The organism is Thermanaerothrix daxensis, assembly GCF_001306145.1.
Classification (GTDB): Bacteria; Chloroflexota; Anaerolineae; order Anaerolineales; family Anaerolineaceae; genus Thermanaerothrix; species Thermanaerothrix daxensis.
In genome coordinates this window covers 846,466-864,875 of record NZ_LGKO01000002.1, presented here as the reverse complement: position 1 = coordinate 864,875, position 18,410 = coordinate 846,466, and the positions used below count along the sequence as shown (strand labels likewise).

17 protein-coding genes are annotated in these 18,410 nt (G+C 54.1%); 8 read left to right on the top strand and 9 right to left on the bottom strand.

What is annotated here, in order from left to right:
* Positions 1-45 precede the first annotated feature (45 nt).
* From SE15_RS04325 to SE15_RS04300, 6 genes are all read right to left on the bottom strand, one after another.
* Complete coding sequence (locus tag SE15_RS04325) at positions 46-1,101, bottom strand: BMP family lipoprotein (protein WP_054520862.1); 1,056 nt, start codon at positions 1,099-1,101, stop codon at positions 46-48.
* Between the two features lie 90 nt (positions 1,102-1,191).
* Positions 1,192-2,148, bottom strand: coding sequence for a nucleoside hydrolase (locus SE15_RS04320; protein WP_054520861.1), 957 nt, complete (start codon positions 2,146-2,148; stop codon positions 1,192-1,194).
* Positions 2,149-2,448: 300 nt separating this feature from the next.
* On the bottom strand, positions 2,449-3,144 hold the full coding sequence (locus SE15_RS04315; RefSeq protein ID WP_054520860.1) for an endonuclease III domain-containing protein: 696 nt from the start codon (positions 3,142-3,144) through the stop codon (positions 2,449-2,451).
* Between the two features lie 28 nt (positions 3,145-3,172).
* Positions 3,173-4,225, bottom strand: a complete 1,053-nt coding sequence (locus SE15_RS04310; protein ID WP_054520859.1) for an asparaginase — start codon at positions 4,223-4,225, stop codon at positions 3,173-3,175.
* Positions 4,226-4,239: 14 nt separating this feature from the next.
* Positions 4,240-5,100 (bottom strand): MBL fold metallo-hydrolase, encoded by an 861-nt coding sequence (locus SE15_RS04305; protein WP_054520858.1) that lies wholly within the window; start codon positions 5,098-5,100, stop codon positions 4,240-4,242.
* A 20-nt stretch (positions 5,101-5,120) separates the two neighbouring features.
* Positions 5,121-6,698 (bottom strand): sensor histidine kinase, encoded by a 1,578-nt coding sequence (locus tag SE15_RS04300; RefSeq protein ID WP_054520857.1) that lies wholly within the window; start codon positions 6,696-6,698, stop codon positions 5,121-5,123.
* A gap of 185 nt (positions 6,699-6,883) precedes the next feature.
* Here SE15_RS04300 and SE15_RS04295 point away from each other — a divergent pair, with 185 nt between their 5' ends.
* Positions 6,884-8,047, top strand: coding sequence for a threonine synthase (locus SE15_RS04295; protein WP_054520856.1), 1,164 nt, complete (start codon positions 6,884-6,886; stop codon positions 8,045-8,047).
* A 9-nt stretch (positions 8,048-8,056) separates the two neighbouring features.
* Here the strand turns inward: SE15_RS04295 and SE15_RS04290 are convergent, their stop codons facing one another.
* From SE15_RS04290 to miaB, 3 genes are read right to left on the bottom strand one after another with little or no spacing between them, the layout of a single operon-like run.
* Entirely contained in the window at positions 8,057-8,851 is a 795-nt protein-coding gene (locus SE15_RS04290; RefSeq protein WP_054520855.1) for an AAC(3) family N-acetyltransferase, read from the bottom strand.
* Complete coding sequence (locus tag SE15_RS04285; protein ID WP_054520854.1) at positions 8,848-9,576, bottom strand: SDR family NAD(P)-dependent oxidoreductase; 729 nt, start codon at positions 9,574-9,576, stop codon at positions 8,848-8,850. Before SE15_RS04285 ends, SE15_RS04290 begins: the two co-directional genes overlap by 4 nt.
* Positions 9,577-9,582: 6 nt before the next feature.
* Entirely contained in the window at positions 9,583-10,944 is a 1,362-nt protein-coding gene (gene miaB / locus SE15_RS04280; RefSeq protein ID WP_054520853.1) for a tRNA (N6-isopentenyl adenosine(37)-C2)-methylthiotransferase MiaB, read from the bottom strand.
* A 124-nt stretch (positions 10,945-11,068) separates the two neighbouring features.
* Here miaB and SE15_RS04275 point away from each other — a divergent pair, with 124 nt between their 5' ends.
* The 7 genes from SE15_RS04275 to SE15_RS04245 all read left to right on the top strand — a co-directional run bounded on the left by SE15_RS04275 (position 11,069) and on the right by SE15_RS04245 (position 18,407).
* A complete protein-coding gene (locus tag SE15_RS04275; RefSeq protein ID WP_054520852.1) occupies positions 11,069-12,343 on the top strand; it encodes a C39 family peptidase in 1,275 nt (424 codons plus the stop codon).
* Positions 12,344-12,380: 37 nt separating this feature from the next.
* Entirely contained in the window at positions 12,381-13,817 is a 1,437-nt protein-coding gene (locus SE15_RS04270) for a hypothetical protein (protein WP_054520851.1), read from the top strand.
* Positions 13,818-13,822: 5 nt separating this feature from the next.
* Entirely contained in the window at positions 13,823-14,515 is a 693-nt protein-coding gene (locus SE15_RS04265; protein WP_054520850.1) for an HAD family hydrolase, read from the top strand.
* Positions 14,516-14,676: 161 nt separating this feature from the next.
* Positions 14,677-15,111, top strand: a complete 435-nt coding sequence (mraZ, locus tag SE15_RS04260) for a division/cell wall cluster transcriptional repressor MraZ (RefSeq protein WP_054520849.1) — start codon at positions 14,677-14,679, stop codon at positions 15,109-15,111.
* A gap of 13 nt (positions 15,112-15,124) precedes the next feature.
* A complete protein-coding gene (rsmH, locus tag SE15_RS04255; protein ID WP_054520848.1) occupies positions 15,125-16,078 on the top strand; it encodes a 16S rRNA (cytosine(1402)-N(4))-methyltransferase RsmH in 954 nt (317 codons plus the stop codon).
* Complete coding sequence (locus tag SE15_RS04250; RefSeq protein WP_054520847.1) at positions 16,075-16,587, top strand: hypothetical protein; 513 nt, start codon at positions 16,075-16,077, stop codon at positions 16,585-16,587. Before rsmH ends, SE15_RS04250 begins: the two co-directional genes overlap by 4 nt.
* Positions 16,584-18,407, top strand: coding sequence for a peptidoglycan D,D-transpeptidase FtsI family protein (locus SE15_RS04245; RefSeq protein WP_054520846.1), 1,824 nt, complete (start codon positions 16,584-16,586; stop codon positions 18,405-18,407). Before SE15_RS04250 ends, SE15_RS04245 begins: the two co-directional genes overlap by 4 nt.
* The last annotated feature ends 3 nt before the right edge of the window (positions 18,408-18,410 follow it).

Below are 18,410 nucleotides of genomic sequence, written 5' to 3'. Positions count from 1 at the left end.
AATGGGTGGGGACACAAATCCATGTCCCCACCCATTAAGCCGCTCTTATTTGAAGACGGTATCTACAACGATCTTGCCTTCAAGAATATCCTTCTCAGCCTGATCAATCTTAGCCTTTACCTCAGCAGGTGTGAACTGGTCATAGTATTTATTCTTAGCCAGACCCACTCCGCCTTCGGCAATGCCCAACGCCTCTGCCTGCCCATAGGGCAGTTTGCCTTCCAGGTGCAGTTTGATGGCGCGGTAAAGGCTGTTATCTACGTTCTTCATCATCGAGGTAAGGATGTGCTTGGCTTGCTCAGGGTTAGTGGTTTCCACGATCAACGCCTGGTCCGAATCTACCCCGATGGCATACTTGTTAACCTCCTGCGCGGCCTGGAAGATACCAACTCCTGTACCACCAGCAATGTTGAAGACAATATCTGCCCCTTGCTGGTACATGGCCAGGGCAATCTCCTTCCCTTTCGCCGGGTCGTTCCAGCCGCCTGCATACTGCACAATGACGTTCTGCTCAGAAAGGCCGGCATCTTTGGCGCCTTGTTTGTAACCCACAATAAAGTCATTGATGACCGGGATATCTTGTCCCCCAATGGCACCCACAATCTTGGATTGTGACATCAGCCCAGCATACAAGCCCGCTAGATAGGAGCCCTCGTTTTGCTTGTACGTCACCGAGTATACGTTCTTGCAATCGCATTTACTATAATCCACCGACACATCATAAATGATGAACTTTTTATCCGGATACTTCGGGGCTACTTCCTGGAGAAACTCCGACATCTGGAAAGTGCCCACAATCAAAATGTCGTACTCTTCGTTAGCAGCCGCGTCTTCAAGGGCGGGTTTCCACTTCGCCGGATCAATGCCTGCCTCAATGGTTTTGACCTCAATGCCAAAATCCTTCTTCGCCATCTCCATGCCACGATTCGCCGAATCAAAGAAGGACTTATCCCCCAGCACCCCATTGATCAGGTTAACCACCCTGAGTTTCTTTTCAGTTGGGGGTGCCTGGGTAACACCCTGCTGAGCCGGTGCACAGGCTGCCAGAACCAGAGCCAGCACCACCAGCACGTACACCAAAACCAAAGCCTTTGACTTCATGACCTCTACCTCCTGGAATAAGTTGAGCGACAAACTGGATCTAAACTCATGGGGCAAATTCACAACACCACCTCTCAGGACCACCTCCTTTCAGTTCCCATCCGTAAGCGAAGCCCGCAGAATCTCGAGCCCCTTCTGCAAGTCCAGCCGGGTCACAAGATGGAGATTTGGTGTGGAAACCCCTGGCAGCCACGAAATTGCCAGCAAACCCCGCCCTAGCCGTCCCTCCGTCTCGACAGTTGCATGGACGGGAAGGCTTTCCTGGACACATTCAGGGTAGAGAGCCACCAGCATCGCCAAAAAATCCGGCAAGACCATTCCGGGCAACCCCAGGTTTTGAAGGCGTTGGCGGAGGTACCCGGTAATATGCCGCAAAAACCGTGTGCGCGGATTCTCCGGAAAGAGCAGCGCATCAAAGTCCGACCAGGCAATCGGATGGCGCAATGAGGTCTCCCACGGCAACAACCACACATCCTTGAACCCTGCCTCAAGCACCCGCGCCGCCGCTTCAGGATCTGCAAAGAAGTTAAACTCAGCCACCGCCGAAGCATTTCCTCGCGCTTCAGAAGTTCCCCCCATGATGACCAGGCGCGCTACATATCGCGGCAAATCTGGCTTCAAAGCAAGCGCCAGGGCCAGGTTGGTCAGCGGGCCCAAAGCCACCAGATGGGTTTGGGCGGATTCCGGCTGGTGCGTCAGCCATTGCACCAGAGCAACCGCCGCCATGCTCGAGCGCCTTTGGCGCATAGAGGGCTGCGTCCAGGCGGTTACTCCACCCAAGCCATCGGGACCCATAATGTCGGAAGCATCCAAAGGCGCCCCTAAAAGCGGACGCGAGGCGCCTTCATAAAGAGGCACCTCGCGACCCATCACATCCAGAACAAGGCTGACATTTTGAGTAGCCTGCCTGACCGGCACATTGCCATGTACTGTCGTGATTGCCAACAGTTGCACGCGAGGACAGGCCAGTGCAATCATCAGGGCACTGGCGTCATCCACTCCAGCATCTGTATCTATGAGAAGGGGGATCAGGGAAGAATAATCCAACGCACAAGCCTCAGGATATTAAATCACAAATAATACAGCCAAATGCCAACTGGGGAATGTAGGCACTTTTGAGCCAATAGATTTCAAAGTTGTTGAGGGAATCCGCTTGTTTTTGTTTTCTGTCTGTCCGGGGTGAGATGGAAACAGCCTCAAAGCCAAAAACTGCTTTGATTATATAGAGGGGTAAATCCCATTGTCAAGCCAAACAAAGGTTAATTTACTTGGCAATTATGTGAATCCTATAGACGACTCCCCTCTCTGTAAGCCTGTGACGCCAATCGAAGCCTCCGGACAAAAATCTCAGGGCGCATCTCTCAGCCGAAGCTGATAATCATCACACAAATCGTTCAGAGGACAAACAGAACAGCGCGGATGACGCGCCAGGCAAATCTCACGCCCCAGACGGATGAGATTAAGATGAGCAACCCCGTAAGTTTCCGGTGCGAACAGAGAAGCTAGGTGAGTATGTGCCTCTTCAACACTCATTTTTGGGGGGCGCAGCCCCAAGCGCCCACTGACGCGGTAAATATGAGTGTCCACAGGGAAAGAAGGCTTTCCCAAAGCAAACTGAAGAACAATCGCAGCCGTTTTAGGGCCCACCCCATTGAAACGCATCAACCAGGCCCGAGCCTCCTCCGGAGACATTTCCTCAAGGAATGAAAGATCTAACGATCCTCGCTCAGCGGTGATCTGGCGCAGCAAAGCCTGAATACGCGGCCCTTTTTGATTGGCCAGGCCGGCTGGTCGAATGGCTTCAATGACTGCCTCCGGATCGGCATCACGCACAGCATCCCAAGATGGGAAACGTGCCCTTAAACGCTCAAAGGCCAGATCACGGTTGCGATCATTCGTGTTCTGGGAAAGAATGGTGGAAATCAGTTCTTCTAGAGCCGAGAGGGGCTTGCGCCAGCGTGGTTCACCAAACTGCTGTAACAACCGTTCATAAACCTGCTGGGCTTTGGCCACCAAACGCGGATCGGATTGACTTTTCACCACCTTTTACCGCCTTGCCCTCTAAAAAGAATTAGGAAGTAAGCCTAAGTTTGAAAACCGGGCGTATCTCGCCTACATGCAACCCACGCCAATTCTTCAGAGGCCGTGTGGCCAAATCGGCGAGGTGGGTTTTTATCTCGTCCTCTCCCAGCAGACCTAACTGGCGCAAGACCTCAATAGCCACCACTGGACGCGCTCTTCCCCCCGAATCACCGTCCGCGATCTTGAAGGCAATCCCGAGCCCAGGGCTGCCCGGCCCCAGGGCTCCCGGCATAACACCTATCCCCTGATATCCCTCTGCACCACCTTTCGCAATGATCTTATCTTTGCCAATTTCCATCACTAACGTATCAAAGCGCCCTGGTCCAGCCACCATGAACGGGGCCGCCATCATGGCCGAAGTGATGATATGGCAGGCTTGTGCCCGCTCGGAAGGCAGGTCCACTGGATCGCACAGCCGGGCATAGCCTAAAGCAGCATTATAAAGAGGAAGCGCAAAGACTGGCGCAGAGCACCCATCTATTCCTATGCGAATTTCTTCCAGCGAAATACCGCATATATCCGCCAGAGTGTGTAAAATGCGCTGCTGCACCGGATGCTGAGGATCAAGGTAATTCCCCCGATCAGCCCCCATCAGAGCCGCCTGGGCCAGCATATTAGTGTGCTTTCCCGAACAATTATGACGAATGGGGGTAGGAGACTCCCCCTGCCGAATCATCGCCTGCCAGGTAGTCTCATCAAACGGGGGATGCACACCGCATTGTAATTCCCCCTCCTGTATTCCCATCTTCGCCTGAAGACGGGTGAGCACGGCCACATGCTCATCCGTCCCGGAGTGAGAAGCGCACATTACTGCAATCTCTTCCGAAGTGAGCGAGAATCGCTCCACAGCCCCCTGCTCAATTAAAGGCAGCAACTGAAAGGGCTTTGCCGTGGAACGTAAATGCATAATCAGGGAAGGGTTTCCCAAACTGGCTAACAAACGCCCCTGGGAATCCACAACAACCAATGCCCCATGATGAACCGACTCAACAATGGGCCCGCGGGTCAGTTCAACCAGGGGCACAAAAGGCGATTCAGTCATGCCGATGACCTCCTTTAGTCCTCCACCGTGTCTTCAGAAGATCGGTAATGACGCAGGTAGTAACGCCACAGCCCGTGCTTCAGGCGATTTTCATATTGAGCGGCACGCTCAGGAAGAACCTCAAACTCTCCCAACAATTCCCGGGCAAGGTTTGCAATCAGGACCTCAGGCGAGGCACTGCCTGTATCCAGGCTTTCCAGGCGAGTTAACACCTTCTGCAGAAACTCTGCCTGCCTTTCCACTTCCTTCAAGGTCACCAGCCCGGTCCGTCCGCCAATGATGAGGTAATCCCGGTATTCGGCAGAAGCCAGAGTCTCTAGAGTGCGCAACCATTCGGGAATATTCGCCTGAGCCAAGAACGGGGGCTGCGGATAGACCACGGCATCGCCCACAAACACCGTTTTATGTTCCAACACGTTGACCCAGATAGCCCCATTTGAGGGTCCCGGGTGGTACTCCAGTACCAGCGGCGCCTCATTCCAGAAAATCTTCATACGTTCGGTGAAGGTAATTTCAGGAGGAGACCAACGCACGCTGCCTAAATTCTCATAAAGTTCCCATTCCGCTCCGGTTTCCACACCTTGGGCTTTGAGAGTGGCTGGGCGATTACGCAGTACCGCGACCACACCCTCATGGGCAATCACCGTGCAATCCATGGCCCGACTGCCCAAGGTACGATCCACATGGGCATCCAGATTGACAAGCAAACGATCCACGCCACCCCCTAAGTTAACCAGCGCCGCCCGCCACGAACGAATATCCTCAGGGCGAAACGGCGCATCAATCAGTACCAGCCCATGAGGGAGAGTGATGACCCCCAGGACAACGCCCGGATATCCTTGCTCGATATATAAGTTTGGGAATAGTTCCTGCATAACCTGCCCTTTGTCCGACCTCAGGTGGATTGGGGTTCACGGTAAACCGGGAGGGTAAAGACAAAACGGCTTCCCTTCCCGGTCTCACTTTCCACCCAAATTTTACCACCATGTGCCTGCACGGCTAGCTGGCAAAAGGCCAATCCTAAGCCTAAACCGCGGGGATAGCGTTCGCCCTGAAGGCGGCTAAACTTCTCGAAAATCACCTCGTGATAGGCTGGATCAATTCCAGGGCCATTATCTTGAACCCATAACTGGACATAATCTTCCTGAGCAGAGCCCCCCAGTCGCAACTTACCACCCGTCGGGGTAAATTTAATGGCATTCTCCAGGAGGTTGATCAAAACCCGCCGAATCATATCGCCATCCACCCATACTACTGGCAGAGATGAGGGAAGTTCAAGTTCCAAAGTCTGCTGTTTACTCTCCAAAAGGGGTTGAACCGCCTCGCGCGCCTCCTGAATCAGAGCCTGTGGATGAATGGGCTTGCGATTTGTAATGGGTTGACCGGCCTCCAAACGGTTAATATCCAGCAAGGAACTGATTAGCCTTTGCAAACGATCCGTCGAACGCATGGCAATTTGAAAAACCGGTTGCAAGGCCGGCATATTCTCTAGGGGCAACAAAGTGTTCAAAATGTCCAGACTGGAAATAATGTTGGCCAAGGGGGAACGCAGATCATGGTAGATCATGGCTGTCAGGTCTTCACGAAGCGCATCCAGGGCTTTGCGTTCTGTGATGTCTCGTAACGTCCATTGCAGATAAGGTTTATCCTGTAAAACCACACGGCGTACATACACCTCCACCGGAAATTCGCTCCCATCTCGACGTCTGACAGTTCCTTGATAGGTTATCGGATGAGGCCACTCCCCCTTTGCCCATTGCTCTTGAACCAATCCCCAGTTGGCATGATGGAAGAGGTCCAGGGATTGACCTACTAATTGCTGCAAAGCGTAACCACTACTTGCCATTGCCTGACGATTGGCTTCAACAATCACACCCTCCACAGTCGTGATCAAAATTGGATCAATGCTGTCATCGAACAAATCTCGGTAACGTTGTTGCGCCCTCTGCATGGAATGATAAAGTTGCGCATTTCGCACCGCCAACCCAGCCAGGTCTGCAATGGTCTGCAACAGGCGCAAGTGCTCTGGAGTGAAAAACCCCGGCCTGGCATGCACCAGAGTCAACACACCTACCAGTTGATCCTGTGCCAATAAAGGCACACAAATGGCGGATTTGCGTCGGTTGGCCTCTTCACGGTCATCAGCCCGCCTCACCCAGCGTTCATCCCTGGAGGTGTCCTCGACCAGCGTTGCCTGACGATGATCCGCCACCCACCCAGCCAACCCGTGCTCCAAAACTTCGCGCATTTCAGCCACGGTTGGGCGATAAATGGAACCCTCAACGACAATGGCGGCTTCAATCGGCTTCCCCTCTTCGTTTAACGCAATCAGACTTCCTCGCTCAGCCCCCACATTGCGAGTAGAGAGGAACAAAACGCGCGCCAGCACCGTTCCCAGATCTAAACTGGATGCCAGCTCACGGCTGATTTCCAGCAACAGTTCAAACGAGTCTCGCTCCTGTTCCAACTCCATTGAGCGATATCCTTATGGAAAAATGAAATTATCTCCCACCAGAGAATAAAGGCACTTTATAATGGACGTAACTTTATTTGAGTATAGCACAAAACCCGATTAGCCTCATTTCAAACGCTTTACAATACCAAAATCTACGTTTTGCTAACCCAATAGACTCCCAAAGTCATCCCCTGGAGGTCTCTTTGAGCCCCTCACTTCTCACTCACCTGGCTTGCTCTGAATGCGGTCGGTCCTTCTCACCGCATGAGCCTCAGCGCTTTTGTCCGCATTGCACCGCTCCTCTAGTGGCCCATTACGATCTTGAAAAGGGGCGGCATCACCTCGATCGCGAACAAATGGTTCACCGCCCGCGAGGTCTATGGCGGTGGCAGGAGCTACTTCCGGTTTTTGATCCGCATTGGGCACTCACTCTAGGAGAAGGAGATACGCCCACCCTTACCCTACCACGTCTGGGGGAGTACGTCGGTTTACCCCATCTCTATCTCAAGGATGAGGCAGTGAATCCCACTGGCACATTTAAAGCCCGGGGGCAGGCCGTAGCCCTCTCCAAAGTGCGCGAATTAGGACTGCGGCAGGTGCTAGTTCCCACGGCCGGGAACGCCGGGGGGGCCATGGCGGCCTATGCGGCCCGCGCAGGATTGAAGGCCTGCGTGTTCATGCCCTCCGACACCCCACACGCTAATATAGAAGAGGCTCGCATTGCAGGAGCCGAGGTCATTTTGGTAGCAGGCCTGATCAGCGATGCAGCGCGAGAGGCCGCCACCAGGCTCGAGCAAGGCTGGTACGATGTTTCTACTTTCAAGGAACCCTATCGGCTCGAGGGCAAGAAAACCATGGGCTATGAAATTGCCCAGGTTTTTGGGTGGCGTTTTCCAGAGGTCATCCTCTACCCCGCTGGAGGTGGAATTGGTCTGGCAGGGATCTGGAAGGCCTATCAAGAGTTAAAAGCTCTGGGGTGGTTGGAAGACACGACTCCACCTCGATTGATCGCCATCCAGGCTCAGGGATGTGCGCCTTTTGTACGCGCTTTTCAGGCTCATGCCGATCATTGTGAATTTTGGGAAGGCGCCCAAACCATAGCCTCGGGACTGCGTGTGCCCAAATCCTTTGGAGACCGCCTGGTGCTCAAGGCACTCTATGATTCGCACGGTTTAGCTATCGCCGTCAGCGATGCCGAAATACGGACCGCTCAGCAAACTCTGGCTTCGTTAGAGGGCATCTTTGCCTCTCCAGAGGGGGCAGCAACCGTAGCCGCGCTCTGTCATTTGCAAAAATCCGGCTTTGTGCAGCCTGAAGAACGGGTACTACTCCTGAACACTGGTAGTGGGTTGAAATATCTAGCCTAAGTGTTAACTCTAGGCCGCCGCCAGTTCCGTGCGGATTGCCGTACAACGTTCACAATAAGGATCATCACACAGCAAAGCCGCGGGGTCTTCACGAAGATGAGCAACGATCCGCTCAATCATGGGTGCCAAGGGTAAAGCACGCACAGTCGCATTACCGATTTGTGTCTCACGAGTAAGAGGGCGCAGCAACGGCTCTGCCTTCTCAAATCCTAATGAGCATCCTGGAAAACCCGGACAGGCAACCACTCCCTGTAAGGTTAATGCCCAGCGTAAAAACTGCCTGCGTCCGGCGATACGCTCGGCCAGATGCAGGCTTGTGTTGACCGTATGATTTACCCCCATCAATAAAACCCATCCGCCTTCCTCCATCAAAGTCCGAATCGGAGCCAGAGGATCCTCCAGAGTCTGTGCGTTCAGCGCCGCCTCAACCCCAACCCCCGCAAAGGAGAGGATGGGGTGGCCTGAACGCCTAGCCCGGGGATGCCGCCGCAGCGTTTCCGGGATAATACCCATCAGCGGATCAGCAGGCATATCCAGCGTGAAGAATTCCGCCATAGCATTCTGAGCCCTTCCGCTACCGTAGGTGATGGCATTGTTCGGTGGTCCTTCCTCAGGGATGAGCATTGTCTTATAAGTATGCGTAGGTGCCATGACCCCGGGAAAAACCGCAAGCAAAGCCCCTACCACAGACTCTGCCCCACCATGCACATGTCCAAACGCTGAAAGCGAAGCGTGCACAATCACTGGCCGTTCACCGATTGAAAGCGCACGCAACCCCCGTAAAACATCCCGAAAGCCAATCATGGATTCCTCACCAGGCCCTCAAATGCCGCGCGCCTCAGCCAGGCCTCTATTGGCGCTTCCACTTGACGCGCCATCCAACGTACCATCCAGGCGACTCGCTTTTGTCCTTCCTCGTCAAGCCAGAAGGCCTCGTCCAAAATTTCGGTCAACGACCCGACTTCAAGCGCGCAACTAAGAATATTATAAGTAAAAAGTTCATGAGCGCTTGCCTGAGTCAGGCCGGCTAATCCAAATTGGCTGGCAGCAAAAGCCGCGTTTACCCTTTCGTTCCCAGGAAAGACAACCTCGGCAACCAGATTAAGGATCACCCCACTCCCAGATGCCATCATGGGTGGAATGGCGCTCTGCATCAAAAGGAAAGGGCCACTCAGGTTAATCTCCAAAGTACGTTCCCAGTCCCACTCATCTAGGTTGAGAAGATCGGCTTCAGGATGAACGTGCAGGTTATTAACTAGCCCATCCAGACGCCCCCAATCCTCCAAGACCTCTGAGATAAGCAGTCGTGCGGGTAATCCCTTGCCACTGTCAGCAACATACAACCTGGCTGGCGAGGCAAGGGCTTGAACCTGTCGGTAGGTTTCTTCCAAATGGGTGGGGGCCAGGTCATGCAGAGCCAAAACAGCCCCTGCCCGGGCCAACGCTAACGCCAGAACGCGTCCCAGGCCACGCGCTGCACCACTTATCAGGATGACCTTGCCCGCCAGAGGGCGCTGGTCGTTGGTCATAGAAATTCAGGCATGTTGAGAGATATTCACCACAGCGTGCGAGGCATCAGCCTGCTGGGTAATTTCACCAAGCATTGACCATGGGCCTGCCCAGGTAATACGCACAGGCAAAATTTGACCGCGCAGATCAAACTCGCTTTCTACAAAAACAAGTTTGTTAGTCTCGGTGCGTCCTTTCCAGCGCCGACGAACTCTCTCCTCAAACAGGACAAGAACTTCCTTGCCCACATATTGCTGGTTAATTTCGCCAGCAATGCGCTCTTGGAGCGCCTCCAGCAGGCGGAAGCGCCGCCATTTCTCCTCCTCGGGCACATCATCGGGCATCTTGCGGGCTGCCACAGTGCCTTCACGGGGAGAATAACGCGCCAGGTGAGCCATGTCCAGGCGCAACTCTGCCAGCAAGTCATAAGTTCGCTGGAACTGGGCTTCTGTTTCGCCCGGAAATCCCACAATGATGTCCGTTGCAATGGACACCCCTGGTATCCTTGTCCGAATTCGCTCAATTAACCGCCGATACTGCTCAGCCGTGTACCCACGGCGCATCCGCGCTAACACCTCATCATCGCCCGCTTGAACGGGCACCTCAATGTGAGGCATCACTTTGGGTAATTCGGCCACAGTATCGAGAAGTTCATCGGTCATCCAGTTGGGGTGCGAGGTCAGGAAACGAATTCTCTCTAACCCCTCGATCTGATGCAAACGGCGTAATAAACCGCTCAAGGTAGGGAATTCGGGCTCATCCTTGCCATAACGATCCACAATCTGCCCCAAGAGGGTAATCTCGCGCACCCCTTGGGCCACCAGAGCCCGTGCTTCCGCCAGAATCATCTCAGGCGGCCGACTGCGCTCGGGCCCTCGACGGTAGGGGATGATGCAAAACGTGCAGGCATGCGAACATCCATAGACTACTGGAATGTAGGCAGAAACGGCTTTCCCACGCTCCTCCTGAGGCAAAGGCACCTCTCCATCCATCCACGCAAAACGTTGAGCTGTCTCCTCCACCTCAATATCTCGGCCTAAGCGCTGGCTCAGGTATGCCAGGAGTGGACGTGGGTCGGATGGAGGGGAGAAAACATCCACAAATGGGAAGCGCTCGGCCACCTTAGGATTGCCCTTAACCCCTACCAGACACCCCATCAAATTAACCACGACCTCAGGGCGCTGCTTCTTAAGCGGACGCAACGCATTCAAACGCCCATAAGCCTTATCCTCCGCACTTTGCCGTACCACACAGGTATTGAGAACAATAACATCCGCTTCCTCAGCGGCAGAGGCAGGCTCGTACCCTAAGTGTTCCAGCGCCGCCGCTACCCGCTGTGAGTCGGCTACGTTCATTTGACAACCTTCGGTCCAGATATAGTACTTCATAGCGCCTCGATTATATCAAGGATTGCTTTCTGCTCGCGCTACGCTCTTACGCTCTAATTTAGACTGTTTATGTATTATATCATGGTTAGAAAACCTCCTCTGGAATCGTGATAGAATCACCCGCATGCTGAGCACCCGAAAATACCGTAATACCCACCGCTTACATTGGGGTGGGCGTTTCCTTCTGAGCATCTTTCTTATCCTTTCCGTACTAGCGGTACTCACCATGCTATCGCCCTCCTTGCGTTCCAGGCTGATATGGCGCTATGAGGTCATTACCACCTACCTCCGGGGCGTGGTAGACCCGGTCAAACCCCTACCCACCCCCAGAGTGCGCGTTTTTACCGCTACGCCCACCCACCTCCTATCTTCCGCGGAGCGTCCCACCCCAACACCTGCACCTTTAGTTTCTTCGCCCACCCCCACTTTGACCCCAACACCGCTCCCCCAGCGAATTGAATTGCCCGTCCCACCCTATGAAAAACAGGACATTAACAACTGTGGTCCAGCCACATTAGCCATGCTCCTGCGCTATTACGGCTGGAAAGGCACCCAGAACGATATTGCCGCAGTGATTAAACCCATTCCGCAGGATCGAAACGTCAACGTCGAGGAACTTCTCTACTTCACCCGCAGTTATGTGGGATGGCTGCGGAGTGAGTTTCGGGTGGGGGGTGACCTGGCATTGCTCAAACGTTTATTGGCGGCTGGATTTCCAGTTGTCATTGAAGAGGGCTACCTGATGGAAGAATCCTACTGGCCCAACGACGATCGGTGGGCCGGGCATTATTTATTGCTGACCGGATACGATGACGGAGAAGGCTACTTTATCGCCCAGGATTCCTTTTACGGTCCCAATCGCCTGATCCCGTACGTAGGACTTGATCAAAACTGGCAGGCTTTCAATCGCGTTTATTTTCTGGTCTTCCCCCCCGAAAGCGAGGCGACTCTTCAGGCACTTCTTGGCGAGGATTGGGACGTAGAGGCCAACCGCCACCATGCCCTCGAAACTGCCCAACACGAGACACAGGAACAACCCGATAATGCCTTTGCATGGTTCAACCTTGGTACCAATCTGGTGTACTTCGAGCGTTATGAAGAGGCCGCTGCGGCCTACGATCAAGCGCGCACACTCGGACTGCCCCAGCGTATGCTTCGCTACCAGTTTGGTCCCTTTTTCGCCTATTTTCACACACACCGGATTGACGACCTAATGGCGCTGACCGAGTATGCCCTAAAGCGCACTCCCAATTCTGAAGAAGCGCTGCTCTGGCGAGGGTGGGGGCTTTACCGGCAGGGGAAAAAGAGCGAAGCCATTGCTTCTTTTGAAGAAGCCCTCAAAGCCCATCCGGGTTACCCGGATGCCGAGTATGCGTTACGCTTTGTACAGCAAAACTAGACTACAACCAGGTAAGAGATAAACGGGTTAATCCAACATGCACTCCAACCGTCGCATCCTTTCAACTCTTTTCGTGATTACACTGATCGCCTGCTTGGGAATAAGTGTTTTGACCTTGGTGGGCGTAGTGGTTCTCCGTAACGCGGGCCTTTCTTTTACTCAGGCAACCGACTCACCGTTTCCAACCGCGACTCGCGCCATCTCCACATTACGACCCCCTTCTCTATCACCCACTCAAACGAGTGAACCCACTGCACAGGCCTCCTTGCCTCCAGAAATTGCTGCCCAGATGGATCGGATTGAGCAACAGGTGATCCACATTCGTGGGCTGCAACCCTCCTCACCGCTACATCGCGAGCTCCTCACCACGGCTCAACTTCGCCAGAAAGTCATTGATGACTTTCTAAAAGACTATACCCCTCAAGAGGTTACCAAAGACGTCACCACCCTATTCCTTTTCGGGCTACTGCCCCGCAATTATGACCTCTACACCTTACTTCGTGATCTTTACACTGAGCAAATCGCCGGCTTCTACGACGACGAGACCAAAACCATGTACATCATACAAGATGAGGCCTTTCTAGGCCCTCAGCGATCTACCTACGCCCATGAATATACGCACGCCTTACAGGACCAGACTTTTGACTTTCGCGGTCGGCTGGGGATCAAAGACGAAACCTGCGAGTTGCAAAGCGAATATTGCGCCGCTGTTCAGTCCCTCATTGAAGGAGATGCTTCGCTTACTGAGCAATTCTGGCTACTAAATGCTGCCAGCCCGGAAGATCGCCAGCAAATTCAGGAGTTCTATCAGAGTTACCAGAGTCCCATCTTTGATTCCGCCCCTGAATTCCTGCAACAAGACTTTCTTTTCCCTTACCGACAGGGTCTTGATTTTGTGCTCAACCTTTATCAAAAGGGGCGCTGGGCATCCATTAATGCGGCATTTGAGCGACCTCCCCTTTCTACAGAACAGATCCTGCACCCCGAAAAATATCCCGGCGATGCCCCACTAGAAGTCAACTTGCCTGAGTTGAGCGCTGCACTCCCAGAATACATGCTATTTGACGAGGGCGAAGTAGGTGAATGGTACATCTACTTAATCCTGGCGTATGCCGACTTGCGAACAGCCCGCCTACCCGATGAAGTAGCTTCCAAGGCAGCGACTGGTTGGGGTGGAGATACTTATCAGGTCTGGCGCAACGCTCAGAGCGGAGACCTTTTCCTGCTTCTCACCATTCGATGGGATACAGAGAAGGATGCTGAAGAGTTCTATAACGCCTTTCAGCAATATGGAGAGAAACGCTGGGGGACCCCAGTCCTCGCTACCACATCCGAGACCCGCTGGGGGATGCCTTCAGGAGATCAGAGCCTGCTTATCCGGGATCAGGCCCAAACAGTCTGGATCTTCGGAAATGAAGCAGAGGCGGTCAGGCGCGTGCAGGCGCTCATCCGGTCAGTTCTGCCCCAACCCTGAAATTTATGCCCCTCGACCTTGCCCACATCCGTGCCATCTGTTTTGACGTTGACGGTACACTGAGCGACACTGACGACGAGTGGGTTTTGGAACTGGAAAACCGCTTAAAACCCCTTCTCTTCTTTCTGTCCCCAAAGCGCTTACACACACTGGCGCGGTGGTTGGTCATGAGCGGTGAAACACCGGGTAACTGGTTCTTTGAGTTTCTGGATCGTCTCAACCTGGATGAGCGATTGCATCACGTGAATCTATGGCTACGGAGAAAGCCTCGGACTTCGTCTCCCCGCTTTCGATTAGTTCCCGGGGTTCCCCTTCTGCTCAACAGCCTGTACCGTCACTATCCCCTGGCGATTGTCAGCGCACGAGACGAACTCTCCACCCTGGCCTTTCTGGAGCACCATTCATTGCGCCATTTTTTCCGCGTTGTGGTTACCGCACAAACTACCCCCCATACAAAACCCTTCCCCGATCCCCTGCTCTGGGCCGCTCACGCTATGGGAGTTGAGCCCCATCATTGTCTGATGGTTGGCGACACTCCGCCTGATATTCGAGCCGCCAAAGCCGCAGGCGCTCAGGCGGTTGGGGTTTTATGCGGCTTTGGCACCGAGCGTGAACTCCGCCACGCGGGCGCTGACCTGGTCCTTCCCTCACCTACCCACTTGCTCGCCCTTTTACCGCCCCCTTGCTCCCTCCCATGAGCCCCATTTTTTGTTTTCAGGATTTTTTAAGATTACAAATGTGTAAGTCGCTTGCAAAACTGCCTTAAATCGGCTATACTGTGGGAGAAAGTGGTGGCAAGTGGTAAATTGTGGGACGCCGGTGATCCGGCGTCTCGCCATATTCAGAGGATGTAGAACTTATGTTCTTGGGCCAGCATGAGCACGTCGTAGATGAAAAAGGCCGCCTCATGGTACCCGCGCGATTCCGGGAACTGCTGGGATCAAACGGCTACATCACCCTGGGATTCGACCAGAATCTGATGGTGTTGCCCTCTGAGGTTTTCATTCGCCTTTCCGAACACGCCCGCGCCATGAGCCTCACCGACCCCAACGCCCGCCTGCTCAAACGCCTCCTCTTCTCCCACGCCGAACGAGTTGAAATGGATCGCGTTGGGCGCATCCTAATCCCTCAGTGGCTGCGTAAAAGTGCCGAGATTAACTCCCGCGCGATAGTGGTGGGCATGGGAGACTACTTCGAAATCTGGCCCTTTGAGCGCTGGGAAGAACAACGCCAATTACTTCAAGACCCGGAAGCCAACGCTCGCCGCTTTGCCTCACTTGAACTTTCGTTGTAGCCACCTCAGCCCAATGAGCACGCCAGTCTCATTACCGCACCAACCCGTACTTTATCAAGAAGTGATAAACGCCTTAATGCCGCGCAGCCCAGGAAAGTATGTGGATGCAACTGTGGGGGCCGGTGGACACGCCTGGGGCATTTTGGAAGCCAGTTCGCCAGAGGGACAACTTCTGGGACTGGATCGAGACCCACAGGCGTTGGCACTCGCAAGCCAGCGCCTTTCGGTTTTCTCCGGGCGCTATACTCTGATCCAGGCTGCCTATGATACCCTGCTGACCCAGTTACAAGTCGTAGGATGGGAGAGCGTGAACGGAATTCTGTTTGATTTGGGTGTCTCTTCTATGCAACTCGACCAGGCCGAGCGAGGGTTTTCGTTCTTTCAGGAAGGTCCCCTCGATATGCGGTTTGATCCGGCCGATACTCTTACCGCGGCAGATTTGGTCAACACGCTCTCAGAAAACGCACTGGCTGATTTGATCTGGCGATATGGGGAGGAACGCTATGCGCGCCGGATCGCGCGCGCAATTGTCCAAAATCGCCCACTCTCTACCACCCGTGAACTGGCCGAGGTCATCCGTCGTGCAGTTGGGCGATATTCTCAAGAAATCCACCCCGCAACCCGCACCTTCCAGGCTCTACGTATTGCCGTTAACCGCGAGTTGGAACGCCTGGAAGTAGCACTTCCTCAAGCGGTTACCGCTCTGGCTCCTGGCGGACGCCTGGCGGTGATCGCTTTCCACTCTCTGGAAGATCGCATTGTCAAGCAGTTCTTCCGTCGTGAGAGCACCCAGTGCCTTTGTCCGCCACAACAACCCCAATGCACTTGCGGGCATCAGGCCACCCTACGCGAGATTACCCGTCGCCCAATCACCCCCCAGGAAGAGGAGATTCGGGCTAATCCCCGTGCTCGCAGCGCCCGCCTGCGCGTGGCCGAAAAGATCCCACCTGGCATGAGTATTGCATGATCGATTTTCAAACCTTCAGGATGAGTGAGCAGAAAACCACCATGGATCGAATCCTTTCTCAGGCTTATCGCGAATCCCCATGGCGCATCCAGATAAAATGGATCGGCTTGGGGCTGGCGGTATTCGCTCTGATTGCCCTGGTTGCCGGAATTTACCTCAGCATCTCTGCTCAGGCTACCGAGGTGGGGTATCAAATCTCGTACCTTGAAGCCACGCGCGAGGCTCAAACCCTGGAAATAGCCAGCCTCCGTTCCGAACTTGCCAGTCTGACTTCGGCAAGTGTAATGGCTCAGCGCGCCCGTGACCTGGGATTCCAACCAGCAGATATGTCCCAAGCGCTCTACGTGCCGGTGGCCCCCTCCATGGTACGCCAGGAAGCCCAACTCGCCCCGCCCCCTTCTTCGAAGCCCGAGCCTCTGATTAAGCCAGCTTACAAGCAATCTCTATGGGACTGGATGCTGGAAGAGATTTTGCAATTACGAGTTAATGCCAGGGGGACCCAACCGTGAATACCGCCCCATCAGCCCCCCATCCCATTTCTCTTTCCCGATTTTACCTGCTGGGAGTCGTCTTTTCACTCCTGGGCGTGCTGGCAGTCATAAAAATCATCTATTTACAAACGGACGCACGCGCTCAGGAACTTCCCAAAATTGGCGAAGCCCTCTACAATTACGAGACCCGCACCCTCTATCCGGAACGGGGAGAAATTTTTGATCGCTGGGGGAACCTCCTGGCCGGGAACGTGGAGGTTTACGAAATTGGCGTAGCTTTGGATGAGGTCCAGCGCGCGCGAAGTGCCGAAACCATTGCACGAACCCTTTCCGAAATCCTAGAAAGTCCTGGTTACGCCGAAATAAAAGTAGCTGCCGAAACCCCTTATCAAAAGGGTAAAGCCGAATTTGTGACAATTGCCGACTTTGTGCCCGCTCAGAAGATTCGGGCCCTTGAGGATAAGATCAAAACCGCCAGGGAAAATAAAACGCCCCTAAATCTGACCGGATTATACTGGTCAGCCCATCCTATGCGCTATTACCCCGAAAATGATTTGGCGTCCAATGTTCTGGGGTTTGTAAACTTTCTCAAGCGCCCGGAGAACGTCGTCGGATGCCAGGAGAACGGGGATTGGTGCGGTGGCCACCTGGGGGTTGAAGAGTACTACGATAATCTCCTGGCCGGCACACCGATCCAGGTCCGTCTGCCGAAAGACCCCCGCAAAATTGACAGTCTACCACCCATTCCACCCGGAAGCAGCCTGATCCTAACCCTCGACCGCGAGATTCAGGCTGCCATAGAACAAATCGCCGACCAGGCACGCGAATCCAGTGGTGCTGAAGCCGTGACGATTATTGTCGCCAACCCGCGCAATGGTGAGATTTTGGGAATGACCAGTACCCCCCGGTATAACCTTAATCGTTACTGGACTTATCCAGAGATCATAGACATTCCAACTTTCAACCGGGCTATCTCTCAGGTTTATGAACCTGGCTCCGTCTTTAAAGTGCTAACCATGGCCGGAGGGCTGGATAGCGGTGTGGTGACCCCAGAATCCACCTTCCTGGATGTTGGAAGTTACGTTGTCGGTGGTATCCCCCTCCACAACTGGGAATACACCGTGTGGGGAATGCAGGACATGACCGGCTGCATGCAGCACTCCATCAACGCCTGTCTGGCCTGGGTGGCCGACCAAATGGGGCCTACGCGCTTTTACCGATACCTGGAAGCCTTTGGGATTGGTCGGCGCACCGGGATTGACCTATCTTACGAAGCCCTCTACCCTCTCCGGCGCCCTGGGGACACGGACTGGCACGAGGTAGACTTGGGCACCAATTCATTCGGTCAGGGCGTTTCGGTGACCCCCATTCAGATGATCGCCGCAATCTCGGCAGTCGCCAACGAAGGCAAGATAATGGCCCCCCACATTGTCAAAGCCTATATCCGCAACGGTCAGCAAATTGAAGTCTCGCCCAAATTGATGACCGCGCCGATTAAAGCCGAAACCGCCCGAACTCTTAGCGAGATGCTGGCTAACGCGCTGGCCAATGAAGCCTCTCCAGCGCTTGTACCTGGCTACCGCCTGGCCGGTAAGACCGGCACAGCCAGCATTCCCACGGCCCAAGGCTACACCTCCCCGCTCACCAATGCCTCATTCGTGGGGTGGGGGCCGGTAGATGACCCGCAATTTATCGTATACATCTGGATGGAAAAGCCCGTTGCCTCTCCCTGGGCTTCTGTCATTGCCGCACCGGTATTCCATGATGTTGTGGAAAAGGTGGTTACCATCCTGCGTATTCCACCCGATGAAGTTCGTCAGCAAATGAAGCAACCCTGAGGA

Coding starts and splice junctions, on each gene's coding strand:
- SE15_RS04325 (WP_054520862.1), bottom strand. CDS start 1,101: ATGAAGTCAAAGGCTTTGGTTTTGGTGTACGTGCTGGTGGTGCTGGCT.
- SE15_RS04310 (WP_054520859.1), bottom strand. CDS start 4,225: ATGACTGAATCGCCTTTTGTGCCCCTGGTTGAACTGACCCGCGGGCCC.
- SE15_RS04305 (WP_054520858.1), bottom strand. CDS start 5,100: ATGCAGGAACTATTCCCAAACTTATATATCGAGCAAGGATATCCGGGC.
- SE15_RS04300 (WP_054520857.1), bottom strand. CDS start 6,698: ATGGAGTTGGAACAGGAGCGAGACTCGTTTGAACTGTTGCTGGAAATC.
- SE15_RS04290 (WP_054520855.1), bottom strand. CDS start 8,851: ATGATTGGCTTTCGGGATGTTTTACGGGGGTTGCGTGCGCTTTCAATC.
- SE15_RS04285 (WP_054520854.1), bottom strand. CDS start 9,576: ATGACCAACGACCAGCGCCCTCTGGCGGGCAAGGTCATCCTGATAAGT.
- miaB (WP_054520853.1), bottom strand. CDS start 10,944: ATGAAGTACTATATCTGGACCGAAGGTTGTCAAATGAACGTAGCCGAC.
- SE15_RS04275 (WP_054520852.1), top strand. CDS start 11,069: ATGCTGAGCACCCGAAAATACCGTAATACCCACCGCTTACATTGGGGT.
- SE15_RS04270 (WP_054520851.1), top strand. CDS start 12,381: ATGCACTCCAACCGTCGCATCCTTTCAACTCTTTTCGTGATTACACTG.
- SE15_RS04265 (WP_054520850.1), top strand. CDS start 13,823: ATGCCCCTCGACCTTGCCCACATCCGTGCCATCTGTTTTGACGTTGAC.
- mraZ (WP_054520849.1), top strand. CDS start 14,677: ATGTTCTTGGGCCAGCATGAGCACGTCGTAGATGAAAAAGGCCGCCTC.
- rsmH (WP_054520848.1), top strand. CDS start 15,125: ATGAGCACGCCAGTCTCATTACCGCACCAACCCGTACTTTATCAAGAA.
- SE15_RS04250 (WP_054520847.1), top strand. CDS start 16,075: ATGATCGATTTTCAAACCTTCAGGATGAGTGAGCAGAAAACCACCATG.